Here is a 15838-nt window from a genome sequence, read left to right as displayed (position 1 = left end):
TTTTGGGTTATAAAAAGGTTTTAGTCAGAAAACCCAGATATTTTTTCCCCTTCCAGTTGTTCTACTAAAAACTTGGAAGCTCTTAAATCATACCTTTTATCTTTTGAATCCGCAGCTGCTAATAGTCTTTTTGCTGCGGGCAGAGCAGGTCTGGCATCTTCTCCAATTATTTTGAGAATATTAAGGGCATGAACCCTTGCCATTACATTATCGTAACTTACAGCTTCCACCAGTTTTTGAACAGCTTTATCTTTTTCCCCTAAATTGTACAAGGCCTCTGCAGAAGCAATGGCCACATTTTCTGAAGCATCATTTAAAGTTTGCAGCAAGAGGTCTTTTGCAGAAGCCGCATCATCTCCTAAAATTATACAACCGGTAACGCCCCAGTATCTCACCCCGTTTTCCGGATGACTAAGCATTTCTTTGATCTTATCCAGTTGGGAAGGATCTTTCATTGTGGCAATTTCTGCTGCATTTACAATTTCCTCTAAGGGAAAATCTTTCTGGTGAACCAATTCATAAGGAGTGGAGTTTTCCGACCTGTTTATTATCTCAGCTTCTGGTAAAAATCCAATATCCTTATTGTTTAAAATCCACTCTTTATTGGCCTGTCTCATTTCATCCAATACAGCCTTAAAGGCCGGGTCATTTGCCAGATTATTTACATTATGAGGGTCTGCTTCACAATCGTATAATTCCTCAGCAGGTTTGGTTTCCCAAAACGCAGACTGTATTTCATTTAATTCTCCATTTTTATAGGCATTCTCCCAGGAAGGCATGGATGGAGCTTTCCACAAGTACTCTAAATATTGCCCATAAATCCTGTGGGGCATGTAGTTTCGGGTATACCTGTATTTTTTATTCCGCACCGATCTGCCCATATCATAAACCTCATCCATTCTTCCTCTAAAGCTGTGGGAATATTTTCTTTCTGGTTTTTTCTGATCTCCCAGAAATGCCTGTCCCTGCATATGGTCTGGTATTGTTATTCCGGCAAGGCTAAGCAAAGTGGGAGCAAAGTCTAAAAAGGTTACGATCTGATCTGTACGGGAGTTGGCTGCACCTGAAGCAAGGTGTTTGTATTTTTCAGGAAACCGGATGATCAAAGGGATATGCAGGCCGGATTCATATAAAAAGCGCTTGCTTCTTCCCAGTACTCCACCGTGATCGCTGTAATAGAAAACTATGGTATTTTCAGCAAGTCCTTCTTTTTCTAATTCTGCCAAAATTTCACCCACCTGAGTGTCCATATCTTCTACTTTGTCATAGTATTGGGCCCAGTCGTGTTCCATCTCCGGAGTTCTTGGGTGATAGGGTGGAATGGGTACGGTAGCCGGATCATGCCTTAATTCCTCATTGGGGATAGATTTATGGACGGAACTTTCATGGGAAACTCCAAGATTAAAAATAGCGAAAAAAGGTTGTCCTTCTTTTCTGTTTTTATAAGTCGCCTTATTGCTGGATTCGTCCCATGCACTTTCCTGATCTTTAGCGGTGTTATAGTCCTTTTTTGAATTATTCGTACAATAGTAACCAGCTTCTTTAAGGTAGAAAGGATAAAATTTAAATGCTGAAGGAATTGGATAATAGCTTCGCATATGCTCAGTACCCATAGATGGAGGATAAACCCCTGTAATCAGGGTTGACCTGGATGGGGCGCAAACCGGAGCAGTGGCAAAGGCATTTTCATAAAGAACCCCTTCTGTGGCCAATTTATCCAAAACCGGAGTGGTGGCAAAGGTATCTCCATAGCAGCCCAATAGTGGAGAATTGTCTTCACTCACTATCCACAAAATATTGGGTGGAGGGAGATTTTCCTTATTTTCTTCTGAAGGAGAACAGGCAAAAAATGTAATGGTAATCAGGTAAATGAATGATAAAGTTTGTTTCAACATAGTAGAATTGAGAAGTGAAATTGAATAAATATAATTGTTAGTTTATATGTGTAGTCAGTGTAACCATGATTAAAGCTAAAGTTGTTTGATGAGTTTCAACAATAATTCCCAGACATTTTCCATATGTCTTTTTTCCACATAGGTTTGCCCAAATAACATTCTGAGGGCATATTGGCCTCCTATTTTTGTGTGGGTTAAAAATACATTGCCTGTATCATTGGCAAGTTGCAATAGTTTTTCATTGATGTCATTGATTTCCTTTTCATTAGTGATTTGTTGAGGTTTAAACCGGAAACACACCAGATTTAAATGAACCGGAACTAAAATTTCAAAATCAGGATGTTTTTCCAGCCGCCTGGCAAATTCCTGAGTTAAATCAATGTGAAGTTTAATTTTCTCTTTAATCCCCTGCACTCCGAAATTTCTAATCACAAACCAAAGTTTAAGTGCTCGAAATCTCCTGCCCAATTGTATGCCCCAGTCACGATAATCATTCACCTGGCCTCTTGATTTGGTTTTCAAATATTCGGGCAGAATTTCAAATGTTTTAAGCAAGGCTTCTTTATCTTTTACATAATAAGCAGAACAATCGAAATTGGTAAACATCCATTTGTGAGGATTGAACACAAAGCTATCTGCCATTTCAATTCCCTTAATCATCCATCGGTTTTCGGGCAATACCAGAGCGGAGCCGAAGTAGGCCGCATCCACATGAAGCCAGATTTTGTATTTCTGGCAAATTCGGGCAATTTCCTCCAGTGGATCGATAGCGGTAGTACCTGTAGTGCCAATTGCAGCCACCACACAAGTTGGCTTTCTCCCGGCTTCCAGGTCATTTTTAATTGCTGTCTCTAAAGCTTCGGGTTTTAAGGCAAGGTTTTGATCAGTAGGAATATGTACCAAGTTTTCCAGGCCAAATCCGGCAATTTTCACTCCTTTATCAATAGAGGAATGGGCTTCTTTAGAGCAATATATCCTGAAATTTTCATTTCCTGAAAATCCTTTTTGATTGATTTCATAATTGGTGGATTGTTCCCTTGCTGTCAGAAACGCTACCAAAGTGGCTGTAGAAGCCGTATCCTGAATTACCCCATGGAAAAAATTGGGTAAACCAATCATTTCCCTTAGCCAGTTCATCATTTTTTCTTCCAGTTCTGCTGCTGCAGGTGAGGTATCCCAAATCATGCACTGAGCTCCTAGGGTAGAGGTGAGCATTTCCGCTAAAATTGATGGGAAACTGGCATTTCCATTAAAATAAGCGTGAAAATGTGGATGTTGCCAATGGGTCATCCCGGGCATAATGATATCCTCAAAATCCTTAAAAATATCGGGAATTGATTCTGAATCTTGAGGGGCATTTTCGGGAATTTGATTATAAATATCTCCTGGTTTTACCTGCGATTTTACGGGATAGCTTTCAATATTTTCGTAGTAATCTGCCATCCAATCCACGAACTGATGGGCATGTTTCCGGAATTCCTTGGAATTGATCATTAAATTTTAATAAAAGTCAAAAAAATTGAATTTGAAAAAGGTATTAAAAATAGTAAAGTTACTGATTTAGTGGTTTTCCCGCCTGTTGCCAGCCTTTAATTCCTCCATCCAGGTCATAGACCTCCTTGAAACCCAATTGATTTAACAATTGTGCCGCTTTCCAGCTTCTGCCTCCTACTGCACAATATACCAAAACTGGTTTTGACTTATCCAGTTTTTCAACTTCAGGCTTGAAATCACTTCCCAGAAAATCAATATTAACCGCATCCCCTATGGTTCCCCCGGCTACTTCAGGTGGCGTTCGGACATCTATAAGGTAGGCATTGGGTAATTCCTGTATTTTAAGCTCATATTCAGCAGCTTTTAGGCGCTCTAATACAGGTTCCTGTGCACAGGAAAATGAACCTATGCTCAGCAACAGCATTGAAATATAGACCTTAATCATTGGGGTTCGTTTGTTTGTTAATTTATAATTGTGGTGGATGATAGATAATTTGATATCTTTTAGCATGGTTGTATAAAATTAAGAATTCAGTAATACATAAAAAGGATTAATGTATAAATCATCTGGGGTTAATGGAAACCCTCCAGGTTTTGTTTAATAAAAGATTCAGGATAATGTTCAATATCTTCGAATCCCAGGGGAATATCCCTGCCATCGTAGGGAATATAATTAGTTTTGAATAAATAATCCCAGATACTGAGTGAAATCCCGAAGTTTACGCCATACTTATGGCTTGCTGGAATTGTTTTAGCATGATGCCATATATGCATCTGCGGATTATTGAAGATATATTTTAATGGCCCAAGTTTCAATTTAAAATTGGAGTGGTTGAAATGGCCTATAGAAAGCGCAAATATGTGGACGATAAAAAAATCATCTATCCCAAAACCTATCATCGCCAGTGGAATATATTCAATAGACCGATAAATTACATTTTCCATCCAATGGTACCTCAGGTGCGCTGCAAACCCCATCTGGGTTACGGAATGATGAACTTTATGGTATTTCCAAAATAGAGGCACTCTGTGTAAAAGCCGGTGAACCCACCACTGGATAAAATCCCTGATTACGAATAGCAGCAATAACTGACCCCAGACAGGTAATTGATTTACCCGAATGGCTACCATATTCCTGATTCCAAACAAAGCCAGGAAATCTTTGAAAAGGTTTACAAAAACCTCTGACGCAGCATTATATATGACAAGAGAAAACAGGAAAAAGTTGAAAAACATATAAAAGGCATCCAGCCAGAAATCTTTTCTAAACTTAGGCTGATTTTTTCGCCATGGCTTAATTAATTCCAGCAGAAAGAAAAAAAGAGAAACACCCACTAACCAGTAGAAGTAATTGTTCCATTTGGGATAGGTGATTTCGTTCCACAAATAATTGGCATAGCCAGTATAACCACCTACAAATATTTGCCAGTATTTCTCCATTTTTTATACGTGATTGTTTTTGTTAAACAAAAATATGAATACTTGTTCATATGTTTGGTGCATTTTTATTATTTTACAATGAGGCAAATTGTTTTGTTTTAATTCAGTTGTTGCCTGAAGTGATTTGTTAAGTTTTTTAATACCATTTTATTCCCAAAAAAATTCCCTCCCTAAAGGTAAAAATCCCATTTATTTCATTTAAATTGGAGCACTTTTAACATATTCAAAACCCGGATTTTTCACCAAAAACTAACTTTAATAAATTACCATGAGCGAATATAGTTTTTTTGAGGATGTGTTGGGATACATAGATAAAAGCGCAAGCTACACCACTCATCCTCAGGGATTAATTGACCAGATTAAACAATGCAACAGTATTTTTAAAATGTATTTCCCCATCCGGCTGGATAATGGAGAATATAAGGTGATAGAAGCTTACAGGGCCCAGCATTCACATCATAAAACGCCTGTAAAAGGAGGAATTCGATATAGCAGGCATGTAAATGAGGATGAAGTAAAGGCACTTGCCGCATTAATGACTTTTAAGTGTGCGCTTTTAGATGTGCCATTTGGTGGAGCGAAAGGGGGAATAAAAATAAGAAGAGCTGAATATTCTAAAAATGAAATAGAAAAAATCACCAGAAGATACGCTTTTGAACTCATTAAGAAGGACTTTATTGGCCCGGCTGTAGATGTTCCTGCTCCTGATTATGGCACCGGTGCACAGGAAATGGCCTGGATTGCAGATACTTACTCAGCATTCCATTCTGATACTATCAATGCCAGTGCTTGTGTGACAGGAAAACCGCTTACCATGTTTGGCATTCATGGAAGAACTGAAGCCACTGGTAGAGGTGTTTTCTTTGGATTGAGGGAGGCGGTAAGCTATGAGGATGATATGACAAAGTTAGGCCTCACTGTTGGTTTGGAAGGGAAAAAGGTAATTGTTCAGGGATTGGGAAATGTGGGTTTTCACAGTGCGAAATTTTTGCAGGAGGGTGGCGCTACAATTATCGGAATTGCAGAATATGATGGTGGTATTTATGATCCGGAAGGCTTGGATATTGAAGAAGTAGCCCAACACAGAAGAGATACCGGCTCAATTCTTAATTTTAAAAATTCTCAGAAAATTGAAACGGGAACTGATTTGCTGGAGTATGAATGTGACATATTGGTGCCTGCAGCATTGGAAAATCAGATTACCGAAGAAAATGCCCCAAGAATTAAAGCAAAAATAATAGGAGAAGCCGCCAATGGTCCTGTGAGTAAAAATGCCGAAGAAATCCTTTTGAAAAATGGCGTAATGATTATCCCTGATATTTATCTGAATGCCGGTGGGGTAACTGTTTCATATTTCGAATGGTTGAAAAACCTTTCAAGAATGTCATTTGGAAAACTGGAGAAAAGATATGATTATCTAAACAATGAAAGGTTAGCAAATGCTATTGAATCGGCAAGTGGCCAAAAACTTTCCAATTCCCAGCGGGATGCCATAATTAAGGGAGCCAGTGAAGAAGATCTGGTCAATTCCGGATTGGAAGAAGCCATGGTAAATGCCTACAAGGAAATGCGTGAAACTGCTAAAAAGCATAATCTGTTTGATATGAGAACAGCCGCCTTTATTCTGGCTATCAATAAAATTTCCGTAAGTTATCTTGAGCAAGGAATTTTCCCATAAGATCAACTTGAGGTCCCATTTTAAAACACCTGTATCTGCCTAAAGATCAGGTGTTTTTGTTTTGCTTTTAGGAAGATTGGAACTCGAAGTTTTAAAAAAATGTATTAGAGTGGAAAAATTTGGGCAACCAGCCAAAATTTTGATAAATTCAATCAAAGAACTAAAAACCACTTTTCCCGCTACTTCATGAAAGTCATTAAATATCTTGGATTATCTCTTTTCATTCTGGGCTTTTTTATTTTCAATGCTTCTTTTTTTCTTTCAAATTATATTCTGAATAAAGCTACTCTCCAGGAAAATATTTCCGATGAAAACCTTAGCGAAAGGGTTTTGGGAGAAATTACCTTCATGTTGGACAAGTCCTATGCTTCCAATTTTGAATTTATTTCCGATTTAGACCAGACTTTTGAAAAAGTAAATGAAAAAGTGTTGGCAGATTATGGGATATCCGAGGAAGAAATAAAAAAAATCGTAGCCCTATCCGATTCAGGTGAGGAAATAAAATTGAGTATTTCGGAGGCCGAACAGGCATTTCCAAATGATGCATTCTTTGATTTTAAGAAAAAATCTTTATCAGATTATGGGGGGTGGCTTGATGGCCTGACTTATTCAACCAAAGAAGAGCTTCAAAGTCAATTGGAAGATGTAGTTTCCAAAATTAAAAGTTATGGCATTATTAATCAGAAAGGAATTGACCGGTATAAAGAAAAAGATCTAAAATATTCCCTCACCAGAAGTGCCACGGAGAGCCCAGTAAAAGATTATCCTGTTTTATTTTTATTTCTTACTTATGGATTATGCATAATTGGTGCATTGATGTATATATTACCAAAAGGCAGAGAAGGTAATCCGGGTATAAAGAATAATGGCATATTTTTCAGTTCCATGAAAAACAGAGGCTGGCTGGGCATTCTTACAGGAACCTATCTAATCGCTTTTTACATCCTTTTGTATTATTTCCACCAATACATGACCAATTGGATCATTATGGTTGATCCAATTAGTTTGTCACTTAGCGGGAATCCAGCAGGTCAGTTTTTCCTATATGGCTTTATTTATACGCTTTGCATATTGGTAATGGGTGTGCGTATGATTTTGAAATATCGCCATAGTCCCTACCAGATTGCCAGAACTATTTCAGTAATGTTTTTCCAAACTGCCTTTGCTTTTATCATTCCGGAAATTCTGATCAGGCTTAATCAACCCTATTTTGATTTTAAAAATATCTGGCCTTTGGATTATGATTTCTTTTTCGATAATGAATTGAATAATCTGGTTAGCAATGGGGGAATCGGTATTTTTATGCTGGTTTGGGGCATCGCTTTAATTGTTATTGCAGTTCCGGTCTTTGTTTATTTCTTTGGAAAAAGATGGTATTGTTCCTGGGTGTGTGGCTGTGGTGGATTGGCAGAAACTTTGGGTGACCCTTACCGTCAACTTTCAGATAAATCCCTGAAAGCATGGAAGTTTGAGCGATGGTCCATTCATGGCGTCCTGGTTTTTGCAGTACTTATGACAGTGGGAGTGCTGTATACTTATTTTACCAATTCAGGTCAACTATTAGGCATCAATACCTATACCATTCGGGAAACCTATGGCGTTTGGATTGGAGCAGCTTTTGCCGGAGTAGTGGGAACAGGTTTTTATCCTTTAATGGGCAATAGGGTATGGTGCAGGTTTGGGTGCCCGCTGGCAGCATATCTGGGATTGGTACAGCGATTCAAATCCAAATTTAGAATTACCACAAACGGAGGGCAATGTATTTCCTGTGGAAATTGCTCAACTTATTGTGAAATGGGTATAGATGTCCGCTGGTATGCACAAAGAGGACAAAATATAGTCAGGTCATCTTGTGTGGGTTGTGGGGTTTGTTCCGCAGTTTGCCCCAGGGGAGTTTTAAATCTGGAAAACCTGGAAGATAAGGACCGGACCAAAATGCCGGAAATAATTACAGGGAGAATTTCCCCTAAAGCTTAAATTTTCAGAGAAAATCAGGAGATTTATTTCAATAAAAAAATAAAACTGCAATTTAAGTTTTTTAATTTTAGCAGCGTTAAATTAGATTATTGCAATTAAATATTGCTATTTTACTGTATTCTTGTTTTTTGTGAAAATTAATGAAGCATGAATTACATATTAAGGGATTCTTTTTTCTTAAATTTGTGATTCATGACTTTATGACAGAAAATAATAATATTGCAGTTTTTTTGTATTAAAAGCAGGAAAATTATAATACTTACACTAATAATAAAAGTTACAGAATGATATTTAAAGATGAATTCAGAAAGTTTGCTATAAAAGATCAGGGAATAAATAGCATGGTGGTGGATAATTACATTGGTAATGCTCAAAATATGACCAGAACTGTAATTGAAGAAAGAGAAAGAAGATTTGCAGAGATTGACGTATTTTCAAGATTAATTGCAGATAGAATTATTTTCCTTGGTACTCCAGTAGACGATTATATTTCTAACATTATCGTTGCCCAACTGTTGTTTCTGGAATCATTGGATTCGAATAAAGATATTCTAATGTATATCAATAGCCCGGGAGGTTCTGTATATGCCGGTTTAGGAATTTACGATACCATGCAATATGTTAAGCCAGATGTGGCTACTATTTGTACCGGTCTGGCGGCATCTATGGGAGCAGTACTACTTTGCGCTGGTCAGGATGGAAAAAGGTCCTCCTTGCCGCATTCAAGAGTGATGATTCACCAGCCTTTAGGTGGAGCTCAGGGTCAGGCATCTGATATTGAAATTACCGCAAGGGAAATCCAAAAGCTTAAGAAAGAGCTTTATGAAATAATTGCTTCTCATACCAAGCAGTCTTATGAGAAAGTTTGGGAGGATTCAGACAGAGATTATTGGATGATTGCTTCAGAAGCAAAGGAATATGGTCTGATTGATGAGGTTTTAATGCCTACAAACAGATAAAAAAATACAAGACCTCTATTTTTTAAATGGAGGTAAATTTTCTAACTAATTGTAGTTTAATATGAAGGATATTGTTTGTTCATTTTGTGGTGCGAGGAAGGACCAGGTAGAATTGATGGTTTCAGGTTTAAATGCACATATTTGCAATAAGTGTATAGAACAAACTTGGAGAATCCTAAACGAAGAAAGGAAACCCAAAAGCACAGGGAAGCCGATATTCAAATTGGTAAAACCTGTGGAGATGAAAAAATATCTGGATGAATATGTTATTGGTCAGGATAAAGCCAAAAAGGTTTTATCTGTGGCAGTATATAATCATTACAAGCGGTTGATGCAGAAAGATACCAAGGATGAAGTTACGATTGAAAAATCTAATATCATCATGGTGGGAGAGACCGGTACCGGAAAAACGCTTTTGGCAAAAACGCTTGCTAAAATGCTTCAAGTACCTTTCTGTATTGCCGATGCCACTGTAATTACTGAGGCTGGATATGTAGGGGAGGATGTGGAAACCATCCTGACAAGATTATTGCAGGCTGCGGATTATGACCAGGAAGCTGCCGAAAGAGGAATTGTTTATATTGATGAACTCGATAAAATTGCCAGAAAATCTGACAACCCTTCCATAACTAGAGATGTAAGTGGGGAAGGTGTTCAGCAGGCAATGTTAAAGCTTTTGGAAGGAACAGTAGTGAATGTGCCTCCACAAGGAGGAAGAAAGCATCCTGAACAAAAAATGATTCCTATAAACACAGAGAATATTTTATTTATCTGTGGGGGAGCATTTGATGGAATTCAGAAAAGAATTGCTTCCAGGTTAAACACCAGACCAATTGGTTTTGCCGGAGGTAAAGAGGATAAAGCCAATATGGAGGAAAACCTTCTGCAGTATGTTTCTGCTCAGGATTTAAGGTCTTTCGGGTTAATTCCGGAACTCATTGGTCGATTACCTGTAATTGCCCACCTCAATCCTTTGGATAGAGAAGCTCTAAAAAATATCCTTACTGTGCCTAAAAACTCTATTGTGAAGCAATATGAGAAGTTGTTTGAAATGGAAGAAATTAATTTAACCATTTCTCAGGATGCGTTGGAATTTATTGTAGATAAGGCGGTTGAGTTTAACTTAGGTGCAAGGGGATTGCGATCTATTTGTGAGGCCATAATGCTGGAACCAATGTTTGAGTTGCCTTCTAACCTTAAGTTGAAGGAGTTTGTGATTGATAGAAAATTTGCCGAAAAGCACTTCGAAAAATCTGCTGATGCAAAAAGATTAAAAGTGGCTTAAACAATAATGAAATAATTGGTAAATGAAGGGGGAGAAATATTTTCTTCCCCTTTTTTATAGAAAATAGAAACTAAAATTTTGAATTATGGATATGATGAAAATGCTTGGAAAAATGAAAGATGTCCAGGCAAAAATACAGGAAGCACAGGAAAATCTTGTCAATGTTAAATCTTCTGCTGAGTCAGGCGGGGGAATGGTGAAAGCTACTGTAAATGGGAAAAAGCAGGTAGTTGAGCTGGATATTGATGATGATCTATTCAAACCTGAAGATAAGGATATGCTTAAAGATTTGGTGATTGCGGCTATCAATAAAGCCATGGAGGATGTGGAAGTTAAGTCCAAAGAAGAGCTAAAAAAATCTACCGAAGGATTTCTGCCGAATATTCCAGGGATGGATTTTGGGAATCTGTAAGTAGGTACCAGTAGTATATTATTGGACATTTCATAGAAGTTAAGATATTAGGACTTGCAGACTTTATTTCCTACATCTACCCCCTCCAAAGGGGGAATTGTGTTTTTTTCCTCTAGAGCTAATCTTGTAGGGTTTTTAAAAATGTAATTAGTGAGAAAATACAATTTCCTCCGCCTAACCCCCTCGGTGAGGGGGAAAGTCACTTTGAGTCTGTTTTTTACCTTGAAAAATGAGCTGAGTTTTATAATTAAACATATTAAAATTTTAAGTTGTAAATCATTTTCCCCTTCTGGAAGTAGTTCGGCACTCTGTGGGTAGGGGAAGGTTTTAGCACTTCCTTAAAAAAAAACCAGTTAAATTTCTTAAAGAATTTTTCCTGATAAGATTCATTTGTCTATTAGTATTTGTACATTTTTAATATTGAAGTTGTCTAAAGTAGAAACTATCAGCTGCGAATGATAGATTTTGCCCTATGCTTCTTCAATTTTTCGCCAAATAATATCCATTATTCTCCTCAAAATTGAATCGCCTAAACCAAAATCTATTCATCCTCGCTAGGAAATCCCTTACTTTAGACAACTTCATTTAGCAACTTCATCTCATTCTCCATCGGTTGTACTTCCTGCCGTATGACATTATTAAATACATATAATTTTGTCTAATTTCTAAATTAGCCTAATAATCAACTTTTTTTCAAAAGGGTCTTGAAATATTTGAAAGACCTTTTTTTTAGCAATGGAAGTGCTAGCTTTGCAAAAAAATTGGCTGGAATTAATTCACAATAGGAAGAGTATTGAAAAAGGTAGCAGTTGTAATTCTCAATTTCAACACGGTTGATTATTTGAAAAAATTTATTCCTGTGCTCAAAAGGAATACCGGTGAAGAAGCTGAAATTGTAGTGGCAGATAACTGTTCCACTGACGGTTCTCAGGAATACATCAGAGATGCTCATCCTGATGTGGCTTTAATTAAAATTCCCGAAAACCTGGGCTTCTGTGCCGGTTATAATTTTGCCCTTCGGCAAATCAATTCCGAATATTTTGTGTTGCTCAATTCTGATATTGAAGTTGGTGAAAACTGGCTTCCTCCCTTATTAGAAACAGCTGAATCTGATGAAAAAGTAGGTTGTGTGCAGCCAAAATTATTGTCTTTTACAGAGCGGGATAATTTTGAGTATGCAGGGGGAGCCGGTGGGTTTATGGATATACTCGGTTATCCTTTTAACAGGGGAAGGATTTTTGAAGATTTGGAAAAGGATGAGGGGCAGTATGATGATAAAAAGGAAATTTTTTGGGCTACAGGAGCTTGTCTTTTAATAAAATCTGAATTGTATTTCAATTATGGTGGGCTGGATAATAAATTCTTTGCCCATATGGAAGAGATTGACCTTTGCTGGCGGCTAAAGAATGCCGGTTATAAGCATTATTATGTGCCGGAAAGTCGGGTGTTTCATGTAGGTGGAGGGACGCTCCACAAGTCAAATCCGAGAAAAACCTATTTCAATTTCCGAAATGGTTTGATGATGTTATTTAAAAACCTGCCTACCATTTGGTTGATTCCAATAATATTATTGAGGCTTATTTTAGATGGAATTGCCGGATTAAAATTTTTAATGGCAGGAGAGATTGGAAATTTTAAAGCTGTATTAAGAGGGCATTTTCATTTTTACACCAGAATTCCCATTCTGATTCAGTCAAGAAGAAAAAACAGAAAGTTGGGTAAGTTTAGTATAGCTCATAAAGAAATTTTAAAAAGAAGTCTGATTTGGGAATATTTCGTGAGAAAGAAAAAAACATTTTCTGCCCTCGAGTTCTAATGGACATAAGCAAAAAAAGCGGAGTTGTTTAAGCTCCGCTTTTTTTGAATTTATTTTGGTGTAAACTTAGATACACTGGTTCACAAGGCTCTCGAAAAGCTCTTGTTTTCCACTGATTTTCTTGGGCTCACCCACTTCAACAGCTATTTCTCTTAATGCTTCCAGATTCAATTCTCCTTTTTCATAAGCAGCTCCTTTTCCACTGTCGAATGAGGAATACCTGTCCTTTTTCAATTGAGTGAAATTGGTTTCCTTCAAAATTTTATCAGCCACCAGTAAGCCTCTGGCAAAAATATCCATTCCGGCAATGTGCGATATAAATATATCCTCAAGGTCAGTAGAGTTTCTTCTCACTTTTGCATCAAAGTTGAAACCTCCTTTTCCTAATCCACCTGATTCCAATAACACCATCATTACTTCAGTTGCATCATAAATGTCATGAGGGAAGTAATCAGTATCCCAACCGTTCTGGTAATCACCCTGGTTGGCATCTATGCTGCCCAACATTTTGTGGTCTGCTGCCACTCTGATATCATGAGCAAAAGTATGGCCAGCAAGGGTAGCATGATTAGCTTCAATATTTAATTTAAAGTCATCAGCAAGCCCTTGTTGATGGAGAAACCCGATCACGGTAGCCGCATCAAAATCATACTGGTGTTTTGATGGCTCTGCTGGTTTGGGCTCTATCAGGAATGTACCTTCAAAACCTATTTTTCTACCATAATCTCTGGCTAATCTTAAGAACTGGCCCATGTGCTCAGTTTCCCTTTTCATGTCAGTGTTAAGTAATGACATATAGCCTTCTCTTCCTCCCCAGAATACATAGTTTTCACCGCCTAAAGCCACAGTGGCATCCAAAGCTGCTTTTACCTGAGCGGCTCCATGGCATAATACGCTAAAGTCTGGGTTGGTAGAGGCGCCATTCATGTATCGAGTATGGGAAAATAAGTTGGCTGTTCCCCATAATAATTTTTTCCCTGTATCTTTCTGAAACTGCTTTGCAAACTCAACAATTTCAGCAAGATTTTTCTCACTTTCTAATACACTACTTCCTTCAGGTGCTAGATCACGGTCATGAAAACAGTAAAAATCAATACCTGATTTTTGCAAAAATTCAAAACCAGCTTCTACCTTATACTTCGCAATATCCATTGCACTTGCTCCGGCAGGAGCCCATGGAAAATCGTGCGTATCTCCACCAAAAGGATCAGAACCTCCATTACATAAGGTATGCCACCAGGCCATTGCAAACCTGAAATGATCTTTCATTGTTTTTCCGGCTACTACTTTATCAGCATCATAAAATTTAAATGCAAGTGGATTTTTGGAGTCTTTCCCTTCGAACTCAATCTTGTTGATATTTGGAAAATATAACTTTGTCATTTTTATAAGTATTGTTTTAAAATTTCTAACCAATTATTGTAAGCGGATAAATAAGCCTCCCGGCTTTCTGCATTAGGTTCAATTACATCAAGTGTTTCCAGACCGGAAAAGGCATCGCTAAAACCTGAATAATAGCCAATGCCTACCCCTGCACCTCTGGCAGCACCCTGCGAACCATCAGTGTTGTAAAGCTCAACAGTTGCTCCTGTTACACTAGCAAATGCTTCTCGGAATATCGGGCTCAAAAACATATTAGCTTTTCCTGCTTTTACAGTAGAAAGTTGTAAGCCCATACCTGCCATAATATTGAAGCCGTAATTGAGGGCAAACACAATCCCCTCCTGCAAGGCCCGGAACATGTGGGTTTGGTTGTGTCGGTTAAAATTTAGTCCATGGATTTGAGATTTAATATCTTTGTTTTCCAAAATCCTTTCGGAGCCATTTCCAAAAGGTAAAATGGTTAGCCCTTCAGATCCCACCGGTGCATTTGAAATTACCTTGTTCATTTCTTCATAAGACATTTTGGTAACTCCGGTCATGTTATTTTTAAACCAACTATTTAATATTCCGGTCCCGTTTACACAAAGCAACACTCCGTATCTCGATGCGTCCTGAGTGTTGTTGACATGTACAAAAGTATTCACCCTTGATTTTGGATCGTATTCCGCCTTGTCGGTAATGCCATAAACAACTCCTGAGGTTCCTGCTGTTGCCGCTACTTCACCGGGATTTAGCACATTTAGGGAAAAGGCATTATTAGGCTGATCGCCAGCTCTGTAAGCGATTTTTATTCCTGCTTTTAATCCAAGTTCTTCAGCGGCCTTTGCCGTTAGCTCCCCCTGAACAGAAAAAGTATCCACCAAATCCGGAATAAAGGATTTTTCCAAGCCATAGTATTTTAATAAACTATCGGCAACCTCACCATTTTTAAAATCCCACAGAATCCCTTCCGATAATCCGGAAACAGTGGAAGTTATCTGGCTTGTCATTTTCATAGCCACAAAATCTCCTGGCAGCATAATCTTATAAATTTTGCTGTACAGTTCTGGTTCATTTTCCTTTACCCATTTGAGTTTGGATGCAGTAAAGTTTCCAGGAGAGTTTAAATAATGATCCAGGCAGAATTTTCCTCCCAAATCATTAAAGGCTTTATTGCCAATTTCAACAGCCCGGCTGTCACACCAGATAATAGACGGACGCAAAACATTTTGTGCTTTGTCCACTACTACCAGCCCGTGCATTTGATAGGCTATTCCAATTCCTTCAATGTGTGCTACATCAATGGAACTGGAGATTTCCCTTGTGGCCTCAATGATGTTTTCCCACCAAATATTGGGATCTTGTTCTGCCCAGCCCTGATGATGAGAGATCATACCCATTTCCTCCTTTGGATAGGAAGCTGAAATGAGCACCTTCCCGGTATCCGCATCTATTGCTGTTGCCTTTACCGAAGAGCTCCCCAGGTCATAGCCGAGAAGTATTTTTGTTGAATCCATTTT

At 38.0% G+C, this 15838-nt stretch carries 12 protein-coding genes; 6 read left to right on the top strand and 6 right to left on the bottom strand.

Annotated elements, in window-relative coordinates; genetic code table 11:
* Window positions 1-20: 20 nt before the first annotated feature.
* The 4 genes from A3EM_RS0130710 to A3EM_RS0130695 all read right to left on the bottom strand — a co-directional run bounded on the left by A3EM_RS0130710 (window position 21) and on the right by A3EM_RS0130695 (window position 4829).
* Window positions 21-1895 (bottom strand): sulfatase-like hydrolase/transferase, encoded by a 1875-nt coding sequence (locus A3EM_RS0130710; RefSeq protein WP_020532090.1) that lies wholly within the window; start codon window positions 1893-1895, stop codon window positions 21-23.
* 75 nt (window positions 1896-1970) lie between these two features.
* Window positions 1971-3389: an aminotransferase class I/II-fold pyridoxal phosphate-dependent enzyme gene (locus A3EM_RS0130705; RefSeq protein ID WP_020532089.1), complete on the bottom strand. Its 1419-nt coding sequence runs from the start codon at window positions 3387-3389 to the stop codon at window positions 1971-1973.
* Window positions 3390-3447: 58 nt separating this feature from the next.
* On the bottom strand, window positions 3448-3900 hold the full coding sequence (locus A3EM_RS0130700; protein ID WP_020532088.1) for a rhodanese-like domain-containing protein: 453 nt from the start codon (window positions 3898-3900) through the stop codon (window positions 3448-3450).
* Window positions 3901-3962: 62 nt separating this feature from the next.
* Window positions 3963-4829, bottom strand: a complete 867-nt coding sequence (locus A3EM_RS0130695; protein WP_020532087.1) for a sterol desaturase family protein — start codon at window positions 4827-4829, stop codon at window positions 3963-3965.
* A gap of 268 nt (window positions 4830-5097) precedes the next feature.
* Between A3EM_RS0130695 and A3EM_RS0130690 the strand changes: the two genes are divergently transcribed.
* The 6 genes from A3EM_RS0130690 (at window position 5098) to A3EM_RS0130660 (ending at window position 12956) form a co-directional block, all read left to right on the top strand.
* Window positions 5098-6507 (top strand): Glu/Leu/Phe/Val family dehydrogenase, encoded by a 1410-nt coding sequence (locus A3EM_RS0130690; protein WP_020532086.1) that lies wholly within the window; start codon window positions 5098-5100, stop codon window positions 6505-6507.
* 186 nt (window positions 6508-6693) lie between these two features.
* Complete coding sequence (locus A3EM_RS0130680) at window positions 6694-8484, top strand: 4Fe-4S binding protein (RefSeq protein WP_020532084.1); 1791 nt, start codon at window positions 6694-6696, stop codon at window positions 8482-8484.
* Between the two features lie 284 nt (window positions 8485-8768).
* Window positions 8769-9443, top strand: coding sequence for a ClpP family protease (locus A3EM_RS0130675; protein ID WP_020532083.1), 675 nt, complete (start codon window positions 8769-8771; stop codon window positions 9441-9443).
* A gap of 61 nt (window positions 9444-9504) precedes the next feature.
* Window positions 9505-10728, top strand: a complete 1224-nt coding sequence (gene clpX / locus A3EM_RS0130670; protein ID WP_020532082.1) for an ATP-dependent Clp protease ATP-binding subunit ClpX — start codon at window positions 9505-9507, stop codon at window positions 10726-10728.
* Window positions 10729-10813: 85 nt separating this feature from the next.
* Complete coding sequence (locus A3EM_RS0130665) at window positions 10814-11140, top strand: YbaB/EbfC family nucleoid-associated protein (protein WP_020532081.1); 327 nt, start codon at window positions 10814-10816, stop codon at window positions 11138-11140.
* Window positions 11141-11933: 793 nt separating this feature from the next.
* Window positions 11934-12956, top strand: a complete 1023-nt coding sequence (locus A3EM_RS0130660; protein ID WP_020532080.1) for a glycosyltransferase family 2 protein — start codon at window positions 11934-11936, stop codon at window positions 12954-12956.
* A gap of 66 nt (window positions 12957-13022) precedes the next feature.
* Here the strand turns inward: A3EM_RS0130660 and xylA are convergent, their stop codons facing one another.
* Together xylA and A3EM_RS0130650 are read right to left on the bottom strand one after the other, a co-directional pair.
* A complete protein-coding gene (xylA, locus tag A3EM_RS0130655) occupies window positions 13023-14339 on the bottom strand; it encodes a xylose isomerase (protein WP_020532079.1) in 1317 nt (438 codons plus the stop codon).
* A 2-nt stretch (window positions 14340-14341) separates the two neighbouring features.
* Complete coding sequence (locus A3EM_RS0130650) at window positions 14342-15835, bottom strand: xylulokinase (RefSeq protein WP_020532078.1); 1494 nt, start codon at window positions 15833-15835, stop codon at window positions 14342-14344.
* Between the last annotated feature and the right edge of the window lie 3 nt (window positions 15836-15838).

Source organism: Flexithrix dorotheae DSM 6795, assembly GCF_000379765.1.
GTDB classification, from domain to species: domain Bacteria; phylum Bacteroidota; class Bacteroidia; order Cytophagales; family Flammeovirgaceae; genus Flexithrix; species Flexithrix dorotheae.
This window is presented reverse-complemented; position numbering and strand designations above follow the sequence as displayed.

Excerpts from the sequence above, each read along its gene's own strand:
- clpX (WP_020532082.1), top strand. The coding sequence starts at position 9,505 with ATGAAGGATATTGTTTGTTCATTTTGTGGTGCGAGGAAGGACCAGGTA.
- A3EM_RS0130675 (WP_020532083.1), top strand. The coding sequence starts at position 8,769 with ATGATATTTAAAGATGAATTCAGAAAGTTTGCTATAAAAGATCAGGGA.
- A3EM_RS0130705 (WP_020532089.1), bottom strand. The coding sequence starts at position 3,389 with ATGATCAATTCCAAGGAATTCCGGAAACATGCCCATCAGTTCGTGGAT.
- xylA (WP_020532079.1), bottom strand. The coding sequence starts at position 14,339 with ATGACAAAGTTATATTTTCCAAATATCAACAAGATTGAGTTCGAAGGG.
- A3EM_RS0130665 (WP_020532081.1), top strand. The coding sequence starts at position 10,814 with ATGGATATGATGAAAATGCTTGGAAAAATGAAAGATGTCCAGGCAAAA.
- A3EM_RS0130680 (WP_020532084.1), top strand. The coding sequence starts at position 6,694 with ATGAAAGTCATTAAATATCTTGGATTATCTCTTTTCATTCTGGGCTTT.
- A3EM_RS0130695 (WP_020532087.1), bottom strand. The coding sequence starts at position 4,829 with ATGGAGAAATACTGGCAAATATTTGTAGGTGGTTATACTGGCTATGCC.
- A3EM_RS0130690 (WP_020532086.1), top strand. The coding sequence starts at position 5,098 with ATGAGCGAATATAGTTTTTTTGAGGATGTGTTGGGATACATAGATAAA.
- A3EM_RS0130650 (WP_020532078.1), bottom strand. The coding sequence starts at position 15,835 with ATGGATTCAACAAAAATACTTCTCGGCTATGACCTGGGGAGCTCTTCG.
- A3EM_RS0130700 (WP_020532088.1), bottom strand. The coding sequence starts at position 3,900 with ATGCTAAAAGATATCAAATTATCTATCATCCACCACAATTATAAATTA.
- A3EM_RS0130710 (WP_020532090.1), bottom strand. The coding sequence starts at position 1,895 with ATGTTGAAACAAACTTTATCATTCATTTACCTGATTACCATTACATTT.